This is a genomic window from Thermanaeromonas toyohensis ToBE, from assembly GCF_900176005.1.
Lineage (GTDB): Bacteria > Bacillota > DSM-521 > Neomoorellales > Neomoorellaceae > Thermanaeromonas > Thermanaeromonas toyohensis.
Window position 1 is genome coordinate 501,552 of sequence record NZ_LT838272.1, and the last position, 18,541, is coordinate 520,092.

General features: G+C 48.6%; 17 protein-coding genes and 1 riboswitch. Of the genes, 13 read left to right on the forward strand and 4 right to left on the reverse strand.

The window, feature by feature from the left end:
* The first annotated feature begins 6 nt into the window (after positions 1-6).
* The 4 genes from eno to B9A14_RS02415 all read left to right on the forward strand — a co-directional run bounded on the left by eno (position 7) and on the right by B9A14_RS02415 (position 4,280).
* Positions 7-1,299 carry a phosphopyruvate hydratase gene (eno, locus tag B9A14_RS02400; RefSeq protein WP_084663670.1) on the forward strand — a complete coding sequence of 431 codons (1,293 nt, stop codon included), beginning with the start codon at positions 7-9 and terminating at the stop codon, positions 1,297-1,299.
* Between the two features lie 97 nt (positions 1,300-1,396).
* Positions 1,397-1,621 carry a preprotein translocase subunit SecG gene (gene secG / locus B9A14_RS02405; protein WP_084663672.1) on the forward strand — a complete coding sequence of 75 codons (225 nt, stop codon included), beginning with the start codon at positions 1,397-1,399 and terminating at the stop codon, positions 1,619-1,621.
* An 86-nt stretch (positions 1,622-1,707) separates the two neighbouring features.
* Positions 1,708-3,696 carry a sodium-translocating pyrophosphatase gene (locus B9A14_RS02410; RefSeq protein ID WP_231967986.1) on the forward strand — a complete coding sequence of 663 codons (1,989 nt, stop codon included), beginning with the start codon at positions 1,708-1,710 and terminating at the stop codon, positions 3,694-3,696.
* A 32-nt stretch (positions 3,697-3,728) separates the two neighbouring features.
* A complete protein-coding gene (locus tag B9A14_RS02415; RefSeq protein ID WP_084663676.1) occupies positions 3,729-4,280 on the forward strand; it encodes an HDIG domain-containing metalloprotein in 552 nt (183 codons plus the stop codon).
* Positions 4,281-4,413: 133 nt separating this feature from the next.
* Here the strand turns inward: B9A14_RS02415 and B9A14_RS02420 are convergent, their stop codons facing one another.
* From B9A14_RS02420 to B9A14_RS02430, 3 genes are read right to left on the reverse strand one after another with little or no spacing between them, the layout of a single operon-like run.
* Positions 4,414-5,100, reverse strand: a complete 687-nt coding sequence (locus B9A14_RS02420; protein ID WP_084663678.1) for a DUF2225 domain-containing protein — start codon at positions 5,098-5,100, stop codon at positions 4,414-4,416.
* 16 nt (positions 5,101-5,116) lie between these two features.
* Positions 5,117-5,890, reverse strand: coding sequence for an OmpA/MotB family protein (locus tag B9A14_RS02425; RefSeq protein WP_084663680.1), 774 nt, complete (start codon positions 5,888-5,890; stop codon positions 5,117-5,119).
* 14 nt (positions 5,891-5,904) lie between these two features.
* The gene (locus B9A14_RS02430) at positions 5,905-6,699 is read right to left on the reverse strand and encodes a flagellar motor protein (RefSeq protein WP_231967878.1); all 795 of its coding nucleotides are present in this window, start codon (positions 6,697-6,699) and stop codon (positions 5,905-5,907) included.
* Positions 6,700-6,948: 249 nt separating this feature from the next.
* On the opposite strand from B9A14_RS02430, the gene B9A14_RS02435 reads away from it, so the two are divergent.
* The 3 genes from B9A14_RS02435 (at position 6,949) to rnr (ending at position 10,718) form a co-directional block, all read left to right on the forward strand.
* The gene (locus B9A14_RS02435) at positions 6,949-7,845 is read left to right on the forward strand and encodes an N-acetylmuramoyl-L-alanine amidase (protein ID WP_084663684.1); all 897 of its coding nucleotides are present in this window, start codon (positions 6,949-6,951) and stop codon (positions 7,843-7,845) included.
* Between the two features lie 18 nt (positions 7,846-7,863).
* Positions 7,864-8,523 (forward strand): coenzyme F420-0:L-glutamate ligase, encoded by a 660-nt coding sequence (locus B9A14_RS02440; protein ID WP_084663686.1) that lies wholly within the window; start codon positions 7,864-7,866, stop codon positions 8,521-8,523.
* 71 nt (positions 8,524-8,594) lie between these two features.
* The gene (rnr, locus tag B9A14_RS02445; RefSeq protein ID WP_269456755.1) at positions 8,595-10,718 is read left to right on the forward strand and encodes a ribonuclease R; all 2,124 of its coding nucleotides are present in this window, start codon (positions 8,595-8,597) and stop codon (positions 10,716-10,718) included.
* Between the two features lie 113 nt (positions 10,719-10,831).
* Here rnr and B9A14_RS02450 read toward each other — a convergent pair whose 3' ends face one another.
* Positions 10,832-11,425, reverse strand: coding sequence for a DJ-1/PfpI family protein (locus B9A14_RS02450; protein WP_084663690.1), 594 nt, complete (start codon positions 11,423-11,425; stop codon positions 10,832-10,834).
* A gap of 97 nt (positions 11,426-11,522) precedes the next feature.
* Here B9A14_RS02450 and yfcE point away from each other — a divergent pair, with 97 nt between their 5' ends.
* The 6 genes from yfcE to B9A14_RS02480 all read left to right on the forward strand — a co-directional run bounded on the left by yfcE (position 11,523) and on the right by B9A14_RS02480 (position 18,519).
* Positions 11,523-12,083, forward strand: coding sequence for a phosphodiesterase (yfcE, locus tag B9A14_RS02455; RefSeq protein WP_084667012.1), 561 nt, complete (start codon positions 11,523-11,525; stop codon positions 12,081-12,083).
* Positions 12,084-12,210: 127 nt separating this feature from the next.
* Positions 12,211-13,734, forward strand: a complete 1,524-nt coding sequence (locus tag B9A14_RS02460; protein ID WP_084663692.1) for a tagaturonate reductase — start codon at positions 12,211-12,213, stop codon at positions 13,732-13,734.
* 221 nt (positions 13,735-13,955) lie between these two features.
* Entirely contained in the window at positions 13,956-15,461 is a 1,506-nt protein-coding gene (locus B9A14_RS02465) for a UxaA family hydrolase (protein ID WP_084663694.1), read from the forward strand.
* A 93-nt stretch (positions 15,462-15,554) separates the two neighbouring features.
* A riboswitch (molybdenum cofactor riboswitch) is annotated at positions 15,555-15,698 on the forward strand.
* Positions 15,699-15,764: 66 nt separating this feature from the next.
* The gene (modA, locus tag B9A14_RS02470) at positions 15,765-16,643 is read left to right on the forward strand and encodes a molybdate ABC transporter substrate-binding protein (protein ID WP_197686549.1); all 879 of its coding nucleotides are present in this window, start codon (positions 15,765-15,767) and stop codon (positions 16,641-16,643) included.
* Positions 16,637-17,428: an ABC transporter permease gene (locus B9A14_RS02475; protein WP_084663696.1), complete on the forward strand. Its 792-nt coding sequence runs from the start codon at positions 16,637-16,639 to the stop codon at positions 17,426-17,428. The genes modA and B9A14_RS02475 overlap by 7 nt, the downstream gene beginning before the upstream one ends.
* The gene (locus tag B9A14_RS02480; protein WP_084663698.1) at positions 17,425-18,519 is read left to right on the forward strand and encodes an ABC transporter ATP-binding protein; all 1,095 of its coding nucleotides are present in this window, start codon (positions 17,425-17,427) and stop codon (positions 18,517-18,519) included. Before B9A14_RS02475 ends, B9A14_RS02480 begins: the two co-directional genes overlap by 4 nt.
* Positions 18,520-18,541 lie beyond the last annotated feature (22 nt).

Sequence of the window (18,541 nt, forward strand, 5' to 3'; positions counted from 1 at the left end):
CTAAAGATGACCATTATCAATGATATTTTTGCCCGGGAGATACTAGATTCCCGGGGGAATCCTACAGTGGAAGTAGAAGTGGTCCTGGAGAGCGGGGCCCGGGGCCGGGCTGCGGTACCTTCCGGAGCCTCCACCGGCGCCCATGAGGCAATAGAGCTCCGGGACAACGATCAACACCGTTACTTAGGTAAAGGAGTACAGGAGGCGGTAAACAACGTAAATTCGGTCATTGCCCCTGAAATAGTGGGGATGAACGCCCTGGAGCAGCGGGCTGTGGACCAGCAGCTTATAGAGCTGGATGGTACCCCTAACAAAAGCAAATTAGGAGCCAATGCTATTCTAGGTGTTTCCCTGGCCGTAGCCAAGGCCGCAGCAGCAGCCTTAGACCTACCTTTATACCGTTACCTGGGAGGAGTAAACGCCCATACTTTACCGGTCCCCTTAATGAACATCTTAAACGGAGGCAAACATGCCGATAACAACGTGGATATCCAAGAATTCATGATCCTTCCAGTAGGTGCCGAAACCTTTGCCGAAGCCCTGCGCATGGGAGCGGAGGTTTTCCATCACCTTAAAGCCGTCCTAAAGGGTAAGGGGTTAAGCACAACTGTTGGCGACGAGGGCGGGTTTGCGCCCAATCTTCGCTCCAATGTGGAAGCCATAGAAGTTATCTTGGAGGCCATCACTAAGGCAGGATACCAACCCGGGAAAGATGTTTTCTTAGGTCTGGATGTGGCGGCTACCGAATTGTATAAAGATGGGAAGTATGTCTTTGCTGGAGAAGGAGTCACCCGCACCAGCGAGGAAATGGTCGAATTTTATGCTTCCCTAGCGAATCAATATCCCATTATTTCCTTAGAAGACGGCCTAGCGGAGGACGACTGGGAAGGTTGGCAGCTCTTGACTAAGCGGCTAGGGGATAAGATCCAGCTTGTAGGCGATGATATCTTTGTCACCAATACAGAGCGGCTCCGCCAGGGTATTGAAAAGGGAGTGGCCAATTCCATCCTTATTAAGGTAAACCAGATCGGCACCTTGACGGAGACCCTGGAGGCCATGGAGATGGCCCAGCGGGCAGGATATACGGCCATCGTTTCCCACCGTTCTGGGGAAACTGAAGATACTACCATTGCCGATATTGTGGTGGCTACCAATGCAGGCCAGATAAAGACAGGCGCTCCTTCCCGTACCGACCGGGTGGCCAAATATAATCAACTTTTGCGCATTGAAGAAGATCTGGACGCGGCAGCCACTTATGCTGGGCTAGGTGCTTTTTATAACCTTAAGTTGAAAAGCTAGAGGATATGTGCTACAATAAAACCGCTTTGCAAATAAATGTGCTATACTATTGCCGTGGCCAGAAAAGTGCACCTCTAGGGGACAAGGGGGTGAGAAGGTGTTACACAGTATCTTATTAGTTCTTCAGATTTTAGTTGCTCTGGCCCTTATAGCCACGGTACTCTTGCAGTCTAGCCGTAGCGCGGGGGTTTCCGGGGTTATCGCTGGAGGAGCGGAGAGCTTGTTTGGGAAAAAGAAGGGTTTGGATGAGTTTTTCATGAAGATTTCCACCTGGCTGGGAGCCCTCTTTTTCTTACTAACTTTGTTGCTCTCTTTAGTATGAATCGGCCTTAAGGGGGTAGATGGAAAGTGGAGTTATTTCCCTTTGTGGTAGTAGTAGGCTTCCTGGCTTTACTAGCTGCTGCCTACATGACAATCTCTGTCCTGCGGGAAGATACAGGGACAAAAGAAATGCAGGAGATCGCCAGCGCTATTAAAGAAGGGGCCATGGCTTTTCTTAACCGGCAGTACAGTACCATAGCTGGTCTGGCCATAATTGTGGCTGTGGTTTTAGGCTTTCTTACCCGCCAGTATCATACAGGTATCGCCTTTATTACGGGAGCTGCCTTTTCAGCCTTGTCAGGATATATAGGGATGTATGTAGCAGTAAGTTCTAATCTACGTGTAGCAGCTGGTGCCCGGCATAGCCTTAATAAAGCCCTGGTAGTAGCTTTTCGAGGAGGAGCAGTTACGGGGCTTGCGGTTACTGCCTTAAGCGTATTAGGAGTGGCTTTATTGTTCTATGCCTTTGGCGGTTTACTTCATCCTGATAAGGCTCCTTTAGAGATAGTAGGTTTTGGTTTCGGCGCAAGCTTCGTCGCCCTTTTTGCCCAGCTAGGGGGGGGCATTTATACCAAGGCTGCTGATGTGGGAGCCGATCTAGTAGGAAAGGTAGAAGCTGGTATACCAGAGGATGATCCCCGTAACCCGGCAGTTATAGCTGATTTAGTAGGAGATAATGTGGGTGACTGTGCCGGCCGTGGTGCAGATCTCTTTGAATCTACGGCAGCAGAAAATATTGGAGCCATGATCTTGGGGATTAGTCTGGTTCCCGTCTTCGGGGCCAAAGGAATTATCTTTCCCCTTGTAGCCCGTGCTGTCGGTATACTGGCTTCCATAGTCGGTATGTTTTTTGTGCGTGGTAGAGAAGAAGGAGATCCCATGTCGGCTTTAAACAGGGGATATTTCGTAACTACGATATTGGCTATAGCAGGTCTTTATCCTGTGACTCGCTACATGCTGAGCGGGCCAGGGGTCAATTTCTTATATTTCTACGGTGCTGCTGTTATCGGTATTCTTCTTAGCTATATCTTTGTTTTTCTCACCCAGTATTACACTTCTTATGATTACCGGCCTGTACGGGAGATAGCCCGGGCTTCTATAACTGGGCCGGCTACCAATATTATCGCAGGCCTGGCTGTGGGATTTGAAAGCACAGCCCTGCCGGTAATCTTCATTTCTATGGCTATTTTAGGAGCTTATTGGCTGGGTGTACAAAGCGGTCTTCCAGGTGGGGGGTTATACGGTACTGCTGTAGCTACCATGGGTATGCTAAGCACGGCTGCTTACATCCTGGCCATGGATACCTATGGTCCTATCACCGATAATGCTGGTGGTATAGTGGAAATGTCCGGGGCACCCCCGGAGGTGCGCCGCCGTACAGACCGCCTGGATGCTTCAGGAAATACTACTAAGGCTTTGACCAAGGGATATGCCATCGGCAGTGCAGCCCTGGCCACCTTCCTTCTGTTCTCCGCCTATATCGACGAAGTAAAGCTACTTCTAAACATAAAGGGTGATTTTCCGGTAGATATAGGTAAGCCAGAGGTTTTTGTAGGCGCTTTTATCGGAGCCATGATGGTTTTCCTGTTCAGCTCTGCAGCCATTCGAGCCGTAGGGCGGGCAGCCCAATATGTTATTCTAGAAGTAAGGCGCCAGTTTAAAGAGATCCCCGGTCTTATGGAAGGCAAAGCCAGGCCCCAGTATGGGAACTGCGTAGACATCGTAACCCGTGGGGCCTTAAAGGAAATGGTATTACCAGGTATGGTAGTGGTGGTAACTCCCATACTTGTGGGCTTGATTTTGAAAGCAGAAGCTGCGGCGGCCTTCCTTATGATAGGGACTATTACAGGGGTTATTGTAGCCCTTTTCCTTAATAACGGGGGCGGGGCTTGGGATAATGCTAAAAAGTTTATTGAACTAGGTAACTATGGAGGGAAAGGTTCAGAGGCTCATAAGGCCGGAGTGGTAGGAGATACAGTGGGAGACCCGTGTAAGGATACGGCAGGGCCTTCCCTACACGTTCTTGTTAAGCTTATCAGTACCATAACCTTAGTGTTAGCTAGGCTTTTCGTGTAATGACTTGGAAAGAGACCTAGGAGTGTTCTGTTGTGCAAAGGGAGGATGCTCTAAAGCTTCTACATCGGTATTTAAAGACCCCCAACCTCATCAAGCACTCTTTGGCTGTGGAGGCTATTATGCGAGCCCTGGCCAGGCATTTCGGCGAGGATGAGGATAAATGGGGCCTGGCTGGGCTCCTCCACGATATAGATTATGAGGAAACAAAAGGGGATCCCTTACGGCATAGCTTGGTAGGTGGGGAGATTTTGGAGCGAGAAGGGTTGGACCCTGAGATTGTCTATGCTGTAAAGGCCCATAACGAAGCCCATGGTCTTCCCCGGGAGGATGGCTTAAGCCGCGCGTTGTATGCAAGCGATCCTCTGACAGGGCTTATCGTGGCTGCTGCCCTCATCCGGCCAGAAAAGAAGCTTTCACCCGTGGATGTACCTTTTCTCCTCAACCGGTACCACGAGAAATCCTTCGCCCGGGGTGCCAAGCGAGAACAGATAGCGTCTTGCCGAGAACTGGGGTTGTCCCTGGAGGAATTTTTGGCCTTAGGCTTAGAGGCAATGAAGGGGATAGCTGAGGAATTAGGCCTATAACTTAGAGGAAATAACTCACTATACGAGCAATAAAAGGCTCCCTTGGACGGGTCACGAGGGAAAGGACCAGTAGGGTAATAAGTAAAGTAATAACTTCGCTATATGGGTAATAAAAGGGGGCGGAAGGCGCCCCTTATTGCTTTTCCGCGTCGCCTTCGGCGATCTTCTCCTTATAATAATCCCACCTCTCCATAACTAAGTTGCGGAGATAAGGCTCCAAGTTATGTATGTGTAGGAGGCGGCTGAGCCACTGGCGGGCTACAACATAATTTCCCAGCCTTCCCTCTAGTTCACCTATGAGATAGATCCACAGGTGGGCTTCTTCGGTCGTCTTGGTATCTTCCTGGGCGTAGGCTTCTTGATAGAGTTCGCTGGCCCGGCGGAGGTAGCGGCGCTCTTCTTCAGCTTCGTGATTATACCGGTAGAACCAGCCTAGCCTCAGGCAGAGGCCGGCCAGGAGGGAACTTTTTTCTTGATTTAAAGTGCCAGTTAGGTAAGCTAGCTTATATACTTTAATGGCCGTGGGTAAATCCCGCCGGCCAGTATAATCTTTGTACCTGATCTTTTTTATATATTGCTCTGCAATAATTTCTCGCCGTTCTTTTTTCACCGGTCCGAAGTTCGCGGTGAAAGCATATCCGCAATAGGGGCACACAGCTACATCATAAAAGTAAGGATTTTCCCCCTCAAAATAGCCACAGAAATCAGTATCGCGCCCTACTTGGCGTATAAAACTTAACCGTACCTTTTTATTGGTAAACTTCTCCTGGCAGAAGAGGCATTGATAGCGCTTATCGTACAAGGGTTCGATTTTGCTCATGATCAGCCAGCCTTTCTTAAGGTGAGGGAGACTTACCTGCAGGATTTCGGTTTGAATTACCAGTTACGAAGGGATTATGCTTGTAGATAATAATATCCACGCGCCTGTTCTTTTTACGGTTTTCCTCGTTAGTGTTAGGAAAGAGGGGATGGTATTCTCCATAACCTAAGGCTACAAAGCGGGTAGGTTCCAGGCCCGCATTTTCCGTGAGGTAACGTATTACGGTGGTGGCTCTGATGACGGAAAGTTCCCAGTTACTAGGAAACTGAAGGGTATTGATGGGCAAATCGTCGGTAGAGCCCACAACGCCCACGTAGTTGGGTACTGTTTTTAAAAGGGCTGCGATTTTATTTAAAATAGGAAGGGCCTCCGGTCGAAGCTTGGCTTCTCCTTTATCGAAGAGGACAGAGCCGGTGAAGCTTATTATAACTCCCTGTTCAGTTATGGTAATGAAGACTTCATTTTTAAGCCCCTGCTCAGCGATGTATTCGCTTACCCCTGCGGCTAGGGAAGCGAGGGGGTCACCAGGCTCCTCAGGTGGGACTACCGAGGAACCACCGCCTAGTTCAGGCAAAATCATAGCCGAACCCCCGGTAAAAATTTGGGCTAGGGCCCGAACAAGCTGCTGGTATCGTACTATATCTACTTTAGAAATGGCATACATTACGATGAAGAAAGCCATGAGGAGGGTAATCAGATCGGCGTAAGTCAAGAGCCAGCGCATGATGCCAGCTGTTTCGTGTCCCCCACCATGGCCCTCCTCTGGATCCATCTTGTCCCAGGAAGGCAACTGGCATCCCTCCTTTATTCTTCCCGGCGCCGCTCAGGGGACGGCTTTTCCTGGAGTTTAAGTATTTCCAATTCTCTCCGGATAAGACGCGGATTTTTGCCTTGTACAATACCTAAGACGCCATCGAGTATTATCTGATTAGCTACCACTTCTTCTGCCGCCTTAGCTTTAAGTTTGGCTGCAATGGGTAGCCATAAGATGTTAGCGCTGGTAATCCCATAGAAGGTGGCTAGGAAAGCTACCGCGATGGATCCGGCGAGTTGATTCACATCGCTTATATTGCTTAGCACGTGCACAAGGCCCACTACAGTACCTATGATCCCCATGGTGGGCGCATAACCCCCGGCAGTTTCAAAGATAGCAGCTGCTTGTTTAGCTTGGCGCTGCCGTTGGAAAATTTCATTTTCCATGACCCGGCGTATCTCCTCAGGATCTATACCATCAATGGCGAACCCCAAGCCATTTCTTAAGAGGGGATTTTCTTCTTGATTGGCATAGGTTTCTAAAGCCAAAAGTCCCTCGCGTCTAGCTATTTCTGCTAAACGAACTAGATTATCGATGAGTTCATCTATGTTGATTTTATCCCGGGTAAAGGTTTTAATCAGAAGGGCTGGAACCCGTTGGATCTCCCGCATAGGGAAAGAGAACATGGTGGCACCGATGGTACCGCCCAGGATTATGACCAAAGCCGGCAAGTTTAACATCCCACTAAGACTTATACCTTCCATCAATATAGCGCCCAGAAGGGCAAGTACAGCTAAGGACAAACCAACGATGCTGGAAATATCCATGAAACATGCGGTGCCCAAAGGCTCCTTTAAAATTAAGAGCCTGCACCTGTCACCTCCCCTATAATCTCCCCCGGCTTCCCGCCAAGTTACCCACTTGTATTATATCGTCTCAAGGAAAGAAAAAGAAAGCTTTTCTCTAACTTGTTCTCCTTAGGATTTTGGTGTTGTAAAAATAGCAAAAGAGGAATAATATAATTTCTGTGTAGCGATAAGAAGAAATTTTTAGTAGTTTAAGCTATAGCTAAGAAAGTTAGGAGGCGGCCGGTTATGGAAGAACTGCCTCGTTTCACTAATATTTTTAGCCGGCTACAAATCCAAGAAGAAGGGGAAGATGAGAGTTTAATAGTGGTAGAAGCCACAGGCCCTTTTCCTTTTGAACTGGTGGCTGAAGATCCTTACCTTTATCGGCTTAAAGCCCGGGGGAAGCTTAATATGTTCGCTGGCCCTTTAGAGGTGCGGGATGGGATCGTAAGGCAAGTGTTCATCCAGGAAGAAGGAGCGGGGGAGGTTAGTTTCCTCATCCATCTAGAGGTTCCGGCTGAAGGTTTTGCCACGGCTCAGGGAGGCTTGCCAGCCAGGGCGATAGTCCACATAAGCCGTAGGCCCATGAGGGAGTTTTATCAAGGCCGCCGGGTAGTTATCGATCCAGGCCACGGCGGTCCAGATGCCGGCTACCGGGGCCCGGTAAACCTTTGGGGGAAGGATGTAGTATGGACTACAGCCCAGGAATTCGCTACTGCTTTAAAACACCTGGGGGTTGAGGTGGTGATAACGAGGGAGGGAGAAGAAAACCCTTCCTGGGAGGAACGAATAAAGAAGGCAGGGCCGGGGACTGCTCTCTTCTTAAGTATACATACCCATGGAAGCATGGATAGGAAGGTGCGTGGCGCAGCTGTAAGATATAATCCCCGGGTTAAAGGAGGAGAAGTTTTAGGCCGCATGGTTTTAGAAGCCATCACCTCTAAAACCAAGGTGCCTGGAAGGGGAATAGAGCCTTGTCATGAACTAGCTGACCTAGGAGAAATCCCCGCCCTTCTTTTGGAAACAGTAACTATCACCAACTGGGTGGACGAGGGTATCCTCCGTAACCCTTACTTCCACCGCAAGTTAACCTTAGCTACTTTGAGCGCTTTTTATCATTTTACATTTAAGGGACAACACTAAAGGATGGGGGAAGTCCCTATGCCTCCTATTACTTTTGCGGCTAAGATTCCTATCCGTACCCACATTATCACGGAAGAAGATAATATAGTAGAAGTAGCTAAGCAGTATACAGAAGGTATCGCCACTTCAGGGGATGTTATCGCTTTGGCCGAAAGTGTAGTGGCCATTTCCCAGGGCCGGGCTATCCTTCCAGAAAATGTTAAGCCAGGCTGGCTGGCGCGGTTCCTATGCCGCTTCCCAGGAAAATCAGGTAGCCTGGCTACACCGGCAGCCATGCAATTGGCCATCCAGGAAGTAGGCCGGTTTCGCATTCTGGCTGGATGTGCGGCGGCCGCAATAGGTAAGCTCTTGCGCCGCAAGGGGTATTTTTATATAGTAGCAGGAAGGGAACTGGCCCTAATCGATGATATAGCTGGTACCATGTATCCTTACGAGCGGCACATTGTTTTGGGACCCCGGGAGCCCCAGAAGGTGGTCCAGGAGATCAAAAAAGCAACTGGAGCAGAGGCAGTGATTGCTGATGTAAATGATCTAGGATGTGTAGATATCTTGGGCATAACCAACAAAGCTTACCTAGAAGCTGTACAAGAAGCCTTGCGCGATAATCCCTTTGGTAACGAAGACGAGCAAACACCCATTGTAGTGTTAAAACGTGTAAGGGGCCCTAAAGGTTACTAAATAAGAAAGAGTAAGGCCTTTAATAAGGTTGGTGTGAACTCTTGGGAAAACAAAAGAGAGGCTCAAAGCGGTTGAATGGGACTGTAACAGCAGAAAAGCTTTTACAACTTATGGAAGAACATAGTTATAAACCCCTTACCCTCGAGGAGCTCCACGAGGTTCTGGGCGGCTCCTATGAGGATTTGAAGGAGATCCTTCAGGGGCTAGAGCTGGAGGGCAAAGTGGTACGCACCAGGAAGAACAAATACGGGCTGCCTTCCAAGATGGGCCTGGTGGCGGGTTTCCTCCAAGTTTCTCCTAAGGGTTTCGCCTTCCTTTCCCCTTTAGATAAGGGGGAGGATGTATATATCAGCCCGGCTAACCTAGGAGGAGCTATGCACCAGGACTTGGTACTGGCCCGTCTTCTCCCCTATCAGGGCCTTAGGCGCCGGGAAGGGGAGATAATAAGGGTTCTAAAGCGGGCCTGTACCAGGGTGGTAGGTACTTATGAACGTAACCGGCGTTTAGGGTTTGTAGTTCCTGATGACCCCCATCTGCACCAAGATATCTTTGTCCCCCTGGAAGAAAGTAAAGGGGCCCGGCATAAGGACAAAGTAGTGGTGGAGATAACTCGCTGGCCGGACGGCCGGCGTAACCCCGAAGGCAGGGTGGTGGAGGTGCTGGGCCCTGCTGGAGCTCCAGGGATCGATATTCTATCTATAGTGAAAAAATATGATCTAAAACCCGAGTTTCCCCCGGCCGTTAAACGGGAAGCCAAGAAAATTAAAGAACAGGTGGAATCGGAAGACCTAGTAGGCAGGCGCGACCTGAGGGATTGGCGGATAGTCACCATAGACGGCGAAGATGCCAAGGATCTAGATGATGCGGTATCTATCCGGCGCCTAGAAAACGGGAACTACCTCCTGGGTGTCCATATAGCTGACGTAAGTTATTATGTGAAAGAAGATAGCGCTCTGGATAAGGAGGCCTACCGCAGGGGTACTAGCGTTTACCTGGTAGATAGAGTTATCCCTATGCTACCGCCCCGCCTTTCCAACGGCATCTGCAGCCTGAACGCAGGGGCTGACCGTTTAACTTTGTCTGTGGTCATGGAGGTTTCACCCCGGGGCGAGGTAATCAATTATGATATATTTCCTTCTGTCATCAGGGTACGCGAGAGGATGACTTATACGGACGTGCGCCGGATCCTGGTGGATAAAGATCCTGTGTTGCTAGAGCGTTACCGGGAGTTGGCAGATGATTTCCATGTGATGGAAGAGCTTTGCCTTATCCTGGTGGAGAAGAGGAAAAGGCGTGGCGCTTTAGATTTCGATTTCCCGGAGGCCAAAGTAGTTTTGGATGACGAAGGCCGCCCTGTAGAAATCCTTAAACGGGAACGGAGCATAGCCGAAAGGATAATTGAGGAATTCATGGTCCTGGCCAATGAAGTGGTGGCCCAGCATTTGCACTACCTAGAGGTTCCCTTTATCTACCGGGTACATGAGGAACCGGCGCCGGACAAGCTGGAAGAGCTAAACACCTTCCTAGGTCACTTTGGGTTTTATGTGCGGCGAGACGGAGAAGGCCGGGTGCACCCCAAAGCCCTGCAGCGCATACTGGAACAGGTGCGAGGTAGACCAGAAGAACGGGTGATCCACACTGTAGTCCTCCGCTCCCTTATGCGGGCTCGTTACGCTCCAGAAGCTTTGGGCCACTTTGGACTAGCTTCTAAGTATTACTGCCATTTCACTTCCCCTATTAGGCGTTATCCAGATCTAGTGGTACATCGTATCTTAAGGGAGGTATTATCTAAGGGCAGAATACATCCCCGGAGGATAGAGAAATTAAAGGAATTTGTAGCAAAGGCTTCTGAACATGCTTCAGAACAGGAAAGAATAGCGGAGGAGGCAGAAAGGGAATCCCTAACTTTAAAAATGGTGGAGTTTATGAAGGGCCGCTTAGGCGATGTGTACTCCGGCATTATAAGCGGAGTGGCGCCCTATGGATTTTTTGTGGAACTAGAAAATACCGTGGAAGGGTTGGTCCACATCTCTACTTTAACCGACGATTATTATCAATTCCAGGAGGAACAGTTAGCTTTAGTGGGCCAGCACCGGGGCCGTAGCTTTAGAATCGGGCAACCCGTCCGTGTACAAGTGGTTAGAGTTAGTGTAGAGGCCCGGCAGGTGGATCTGGAACTGATAGAAGCCTGTTAGGAAAGCCTTTGTAAAAGGAGAAGCGCTGACTAAAAGCTACTTACTTCTAAGATATCTTATCCGTTTGTAGGGGCTTCTCCAAAAATTTGGCCGTCCTTATCCCAAAGGAAACCTTAAAATCCATAACTCTTACTAGTAAGAAGCCTTACAAATTGGCGCATCCATTCCGGGTTACCACGCCACGAGGCACAAGAGACCAGGTTGCCATCGACATAGACGTTAGATAGAGTTTCGTCTACTTCACCCCATATAGCACCGGCTAAGATAAGATCAGGCTTAAGGCCGGGATAACCTGTACAAAGCCTACCCTTAAGTACGCCGGCGGCTATCAGAATCTGGGGCCCGTGGCAAGTAACGGCTACGGGCCTATTGGTTACAAAAAAGTAGCGGGTGATTTCTAGCACCCGTTCGTTCAGGCGCAAATACTCAGGTGAGCGACCCCCAGGGATAACTAGGCCGGCATACCTATGGGGCTCAATGGTATCAAAAGTGGCCGTAAGAAGGAGCTTATGACCGGGTTTTTCACTGTAAGTTTGTTCCTTTTCGAAATCATGAATAGCGGTTTTTACTGTTTCCCCGGCTTGTTTTCCAGGGGAAACAGTATGTACGATATATCCTAACATGGTTAAAGCTTGAAAAGGGAACATGGCTTCATAGTCTTCTACATAATCACCGACAAACATAAGGATCATTTTGCTAGCCTGCATTTTAGCTTTGCTCCTTTTCTTAATTCCGGTTTTTAAATTCTGCTGGTTTATTTTATTTTGAGGAGGAGATTATAGTGCAGAAAGGAGAGTGGGGCTTTTGCACCAGCTTAAAAGAATCGGTGTGATCAGCGATACCCATGGAGATGTTGCAGCGTGGGAGAAGGCTTTGGAAATTTGGGGTCCGGTGGATTTAATCGTACATGCAGGCGATGTGCTGTACCATGGGCCGCGCAATCCTTTAGTTCAAGCCTACCACCCGCCGGAACTGGCCGAGCGCATTAATGCTTCCCAGGTACCAGTACTTATAGCCCGGGGCAATTGCGATGCTGATGTAGATCAATTAGTCTTAGAGTGGCCTTTGCAGAGTCAGATGGTGCTGGTACAGACCCCGTATATTCGCCTTATCGCTACTCATGGGCAGGGTATGGATAAGGCGGAAATGGTGGAACTGGCCAAGCGGTACCGGGTAGATATATTTATCTTTGGCCATACCCACGTACCCGCCCTGGAAAAGGTAGAAGGGATTGTTTTATTAAATCCCGGCAGCCCCGCTTTACCTAAAGGCCAAGAAGGGGCCACCGTAGCTCTCATAGATGAAAACTCTGTTTATCTTAAGGCTTTGAAGGATGGAAAAACCTTAGGTCAGATCCATTTATAGGTTACCCCTATTTTCTCTTGCTTTAAGACAGGGATTTTTAGGGTTTCGTCGAACTTAAAGTGAGGTAATAAGTGTAGTAAAAATAGAAAGCGCTTTCAAACCTTAGAACAATAGGAGGCGAAGCAAGTTGCAACCTTTAAACAAGATCTTACTTAGAAAAGGATTTCCTTTTCCATCCAACTTAGAAGTAAGCGAATATCCGGAAGGATTGCCGGAGCGGGTCATCCAATTCGGCGAAGGAAACTTCTTGCGGGCCTTTGTAGACTGGATGTTCCATAGACTAAATAAAGAGGGCCTGTTTAACGGGCGGGTGGTGGTAGTACAACCTTTGCCCCAAGGCTTGGTGGATAAGTTAAACGAGCAGGATGGGTTGTATACCCTCCTCCTCTATGGCTACCAGGAAGGGAAGTTGGTGGAGAAGAGGGAGATAATAGGCTCCATAAGCCGGGCCTTAAACTCCTATACCCAGTGGGAAGAGGTTTTAGCTTGCGCGACCAATCCAGATCTAGAGTTTATAATTTCTAACACCACAGAAGCAGGCATCGCTTATGATCCCGAAGATAGGCTAGAGCTAAATCCCCCTCGCTCTTTCCCCGGCAAAATTACGGCTTTCCTTTACCGGCGGTTCCAGCACTTCCAAGGCGATCCCCCAAAAGGGATGATCCTTTTACCCTGCGAGCTAATTGACCGAAATGGGGACAACCTTAAGCGTATTGTTTTACAGTTAGCCCAGGATTGGGGCTTGCCTGTAGAGTTCCGGGAGTGGGTGGACCAGTATAATCTATTTCTTAATACCCTGGTGGACCGGGTAGTACCTGGCTATCCCCGTGACCGGGCAGAAATGCTAGCCCAGGAGCTAGGTTACCGGGACGATCTCATGGTTGTGGGGGAGCTTTTTCACCTCTGGGTAATAGAAGGGCCAGAAGAAATAAAGGAGAAGCTACCTTTCCACCGGGCCGGGCTCAATGTAATTTGGACATCGGATCTTACCCCCTATCGCACGCGCAAAGTTAGAATACTAAACGGGATTCACACAGCTACTGCTGCTCCCGCTTTTTTAGCTGGAGTAGATACGGTAAGGGAAGCTGTAGAGCATCCGGTCTGGGGTTCTTTTATGAAAGAGGCTATATTTGAAGAGATTATTCCTTCTATGGATTTAGATATGGAGATGCTTAAGGAATTTGCGCGGGAAGTTCTGGAGCGCTTCCGTAATCCTTATATCATCCATTACTGGCAGAGCATTCTCTTAAATACCACCTCCAAATACCAGACCAGGGTTTTACCTTCTATCCTGGGGTACTTAGAAAGAAAGGGGGCCCTTCCGCTAAGGCTAGTTTTCTCCTTGGCTGCTTTGGCTTATTTGTTCAAAGAAGGAAAGATTAGCGGGCGAAAGTTCTATGGACAGCGCCTCAAAGGTGAATTTACCCTTGAGGATGATCCCAAAGCCCTTGCCTTCTGGCAAGAAGCCTGGGAAAAGTACCAGGGGACGGAAGGGAGCCTCTGTGAGGTGGCAAGGTTTATCCTACGGAGGAGCGATATTTGGGGGCAGGATTTAACTCCACTTCCTGGGCTGGTGGATCTCCTGGCCCGGTATCTGGGGATTATAATGAGCCGTGGGACAGAGGCGGCTTTAGCAGCGTTTCTGGGATGAGCTATGGTTAGCCACCCCGTAGAACTGACAATTTACTAAATCGATAGGGCACTTAGATACTGTTATTAACCTACCGACTGCACAGGTTTATGACCAGGGCCTTACTTAGTTATGGCCGAGGTACGGAAAACTTCTAGCCAGCTACTTTGGTGTAAGATTACAAGCGAGGGCCTTACTTTATCTATCGGGGGTACCCTACCTTCATTTGAGGTGATATTCTTATGAGCAAAGCCTTACACATACACGAACGGGACAACGTAGCTGTAGCCTTAGTTTCCTTGCCAGCAGGCGAGGTAATCCGGGTAGGAGGATATGAAGTTAAGCTCCTAAATGCCATAAAGTCCGGCCATAAATTTGCCTTAAGCCCCATCCCGGAAGGAGCGGAAGTAATAAAATACGGATTTCCCATTGGCCGGGCCACCCGCTCTATCCAGCCTGGTGAATGGATTCACACCCATAATCTCATTAGCGGTCTTAAGGAATTACAGGAATACACTTATAATCCCCAGTCAACCTTAGCTTTCGAGGTCAAGGGCCAGGATAATAAAGGAAACCTTACTTTTTCCGGTTTCTACCGTCCCGATGGACAGGTGGGGGTACGTAATGAAATCTGGATTATCCCTACTGTAGGTTGTGTAAACCAACTTGCAGAAAACTTAGCTGCGCTAGCTCGCCAGCGTTTTTTCAGTCTTTCCCACATAGACGGGTTTTACGCCTTTAAGCATCCTTATGGCTGCTCCCAGCTAGGGGAAGACCATGCCAACACCCGGAAGCTCTTAAGCTCCCTCTGCCATCACCCGAATGCTGGTGGGGTACTGGTGTTGGGCCTGGGTTGCGAGAACAATAGGATGGAGGAATTTAAGGAAGCCTTAGGAGAGTTCGATCCCCGGCGGGTGAAATTCCTTGTAGCCCAGGAAGCAGGAGATGAGCTGGAGGAGGGCCTAAAGCTTCTGGGTGAGCTTGCCCGGTACGCGGCAGAATTTGAAAGAATCCCTTGCCCTATAACTGAACTTAGAGTGGGTCTTAAATGCGGCGGCTCAGACGCTTTTTCCGGGATCACCGCCAACCCCCTTGTAGGCCTGGTGGCTGATCATATTGTGTCCCAGGGCGGTACAGCAGTCTTGACTGAGGTGCCGGAGATGTTCGGTGCTGAAACTATACTTATGGGCCGGGCTATCGATAAAGATGTATTTAAAAAGATCGTCCACCTTATAAATAGCTGGAAGAAATACTACCTTGACCACGGCCAACCAGTCTATGAAAATCCCTCACCAGGCAACAAGGAGGGCGGGATCACTACCCTGGAGGAAAAATCCCTAGGGTGTGTCCAAAAAGGCGGAAGTTCTGCGGTGGTGGATGTACTGGAGTATGGTGAACGGTGCCGGGTTAAGGGGTTAAACCTTTTAAGCGCACCGGGTAATGATCTTGTATCTTCCACCGCCTTGGCCGCCGCCGGGTGCCAGATTATCCTTTTTACCACCGGCCGGGGTACACCCTTCGGTACCTGCGTGCCTACCTTAAAGGTCGCCAGCAACAGTACAATTTACTTTAAAAAACCCCATTGGTTTGATTTTAATGCTGGACAGATACTGGAGGGTGAGGGGATGGAGGAACTAGCCTTAAAGCTTTTAGAACGTGTCTTACAGGTGGCTTCCGGCCAGCACGTCAAAGCAGAAATCATGGGTTATCGCGAGATAGCTATTTTCAAATCAGGGGTTACTTTGTGATTTACCTATAATCAGGTTTAGTTTCTCTTTAAATAGATTCTCCATTGACCTCGCCTAAAAGACTAGGCTATAATCAATAACAAAGATAATACTTAAATAGCTTTTCTCCGAGCCGGTCGAACCTACGGGCGAAAAACGGCCTATGGTAGCCGGCCTGGGTTCCTAAAGAACCCACGGGGTATGCCGGGAAACGGGCATGCCTCCCTACGCTCGGAAAGGAGAAAGGCCTTGCCTAGTGGACAAGTGCCCCGGTATCCTTTGCGAGCCGGGGCTTTAATTTTGCCTTGGGAGGGGTATTATAAAGTGAACAAGCAGGATGGGAAAGGATTACTTATTACCTTAGCAACTTTTTTACTCGCCTTATTTGGGCTTATCTTTCTTCCGGGGTGCTTAACTACCCAGAAGAGCTTAAGCCTACCGGAAAGGGAGCTTTTAGTTTTTGCTGGAGCAGCTAGCAAGCCCCCTTTAGAGGAGATAGCGAATAAATTCCAAGAAAAGACAGGTGTAAAGGTACGCCTTACCTTCGGCGGCTCAGGAACTGTTTTAAGCCAGATGAAATTATCCCAGCAAGGAGACATTTATTTACCAGGGTCTTCCGACTTTATGGAAATAGCCAAGAAGGAAGGAGTAGTGGACCCCACCACAGAAAGGATAGTTGTTTATTTACTTCCTGCCATCAATGTACCCAAGGGGAATCCCCAAAACATCCAAAAACTTGAAGATTTAGCTAAGCCTGGACTAAAGGTAGCCCTCGCCCGGCCTGATACCGTGTGTGTAGGGTTGTATGGTGCAGAGATATTGGAGAAAGAAGGATTAGCAGAAAAGGTCAAGAAAAATATAGTCACCTATGCGGAAAGCTGTGAAAAGGTAGCTAATCTTGTGGCCTTAAAGCAAGTAGATGCAGCGTTGGGTTGGGAAGTCTTTGCTTCCTGGGAACCCGACAAAATTCAAACTATTTTTCTCCCACCCGAAAAAGTGCCTCGTATCGGATATATACCCGTAGCTATCTCTAAGTACACTAAGCAAGAAAACCTAGCGCGCCAATTTATCGAGTATTTGACCTCTGAGGAAGGGAAAAGCGTATTCAAAAAATGGGGGTATATAACTACTGAGGAGGAAGCCCGGAAATTAGCCCCCCATGCGCCAGTAGGAGGGGAGTATAAGCTAAAATCCCCATGGTAAGAAGACCGGATCCTTTTCATATAGGGTTAGTAGGCCTGGTGGCCCTAATAGTGGCCTATCTAGGTCTTCTCTTTTTTTCTCAAATCACTTACTTAACTCCCGGTAGATTACTGGATAGCCTAAAAGACAAAGAAATCCAGTTTGCCTTAGGGCTTTCCTTAAAGACCTCTTTTTGCGCAGCGGGGATCGCAGTATTTCTAGGCACGCCCATCGCCTATTTTCTAGCTCGTACTAATTTCCGGGGTAAGGTATTAGTGGATACTTTGCTGGATCTACCGACAGTGATTTCACCGGTAGCCCTAGGGGCAGTAATGTTGATATTTTTCAATACCCCCCTTGGTCTGTGGATACAAGAATATCTTTTTCCAGTAGTTTTTACTGTAGCTGGAATAATCGTGGCCCAGGCTACCATAGCCTTGAGCTTGGTTATACGTTTAGTTAAAGCTGTCTTTGAGACCATCGATCCCCATTTTGAGATAGCCGCGCGCGTTCTTGGAGAAAGCAAGTGGGGGGCCTTCCGGCGGGTCACCCTTCCTTTAGCCCGGCCGGGGATACTTTCCGCTTTCATTTTGGCCTGGGCCCGGGCATTAGGGGAATTTGGTGCTACTGTAACTTTGGCCGGAGCCACTAAATTTAAAACGGAAACCCTCCCCATCGCTATTTATTTAAATTTAGCCAGCGTGCGGATAGAGAAGGCGGTTATCCTTATATGGTTCCTTTTAATTCTTTCCTGTTTAGTTCTTCTTTCTGTACGTTACTTATATAGGAGGGGAACTTACCTTTGAGCCTTACCCTATCAGGCCTATGTGTAGAAGTACAGGGTTTTCGCTTAAAAGACATATCTTTTCAAGTAGAACAAGGAAAATGCTTAGTTATTGTAGGACCCTCTGGTGCCGGGAAGACGTTGCTTTTGGACACCATCGCTGGCGTGTACACCCCTAAAAAGGGAACTATCCTATTGGCGGGCCGGGATATTACCCGGGCCCGGCCAGAGGAAAGGAACCTAGGATATCTTCCCCAAAACTTGGCCCTCTTTCCCCATTTATCCGTCTTGGACAATATCCTTTTTGGAGCCCGGGCCCGCAAGATACCCTTGGAGAAAGCCCGAGCCAGGGTGAAGGAGTTAGCCGAGCTCCTCAGGATTGAGCACTTGTTAGACAGGCCTTCTCCTTTAACTTTAAGCGGTGGAGAAAAGCAAAGGGTGGCTCTGGCTAGGGCGTTGCTCGTGGAACCTTCTGTCATTTTGTTAGATGAACCTTTTTCCGCCCTGGACAATTTCATAAAGCGGGAACTTATCTTTTATCTTAAGGAAGTCTTTTCAACTTTAAAAAATACAGTGATCCATGTTACCCATGACCTGCAGGAGGCTTTTCTATTAGCTGATATTTTAGGGGTTATGTTAGAAGGGAGACTGGAGCAAGTGGGCCCTCGGGAGGAAATATGCTACCGCCCGCACACCTTAGGTGTGGCCCGGCTTTTTGCTGGCTCTAATATCTTTCACGGTCATATTGTAGAAATTAACCCTGGAACGGTGGTAGTTAAAACCTTTCGGGGTTTAACCCTAGAACTGCCTTCTAAAGAAGATTTCCGGTTAGGGCAGAGGGTAGTTTTTGGGATAAGCCCTAGAGAGATTATGATAATCCGGCCGGGTCGTCCTTTACGGGCTAAGGTGCAGGTTAATGTCCTTCCCGCCCAGGTGGTTAGTATCTTGGACAGCTACGGCAGCCACCTGGTGTTTTTACAGCTAGAGGATTCAGGAGAAAAGGCTGAACTAGAGATCCCCAGTTACGTCTTCCGGGACTTAAGTTTAAATCCTGGATCTATGGTAGAGGTATGCTTCAAGAAAGACTATTTGTGGGTATTGCCGGAGGAGTGAACCTTACAGCTTAAAAACAAAA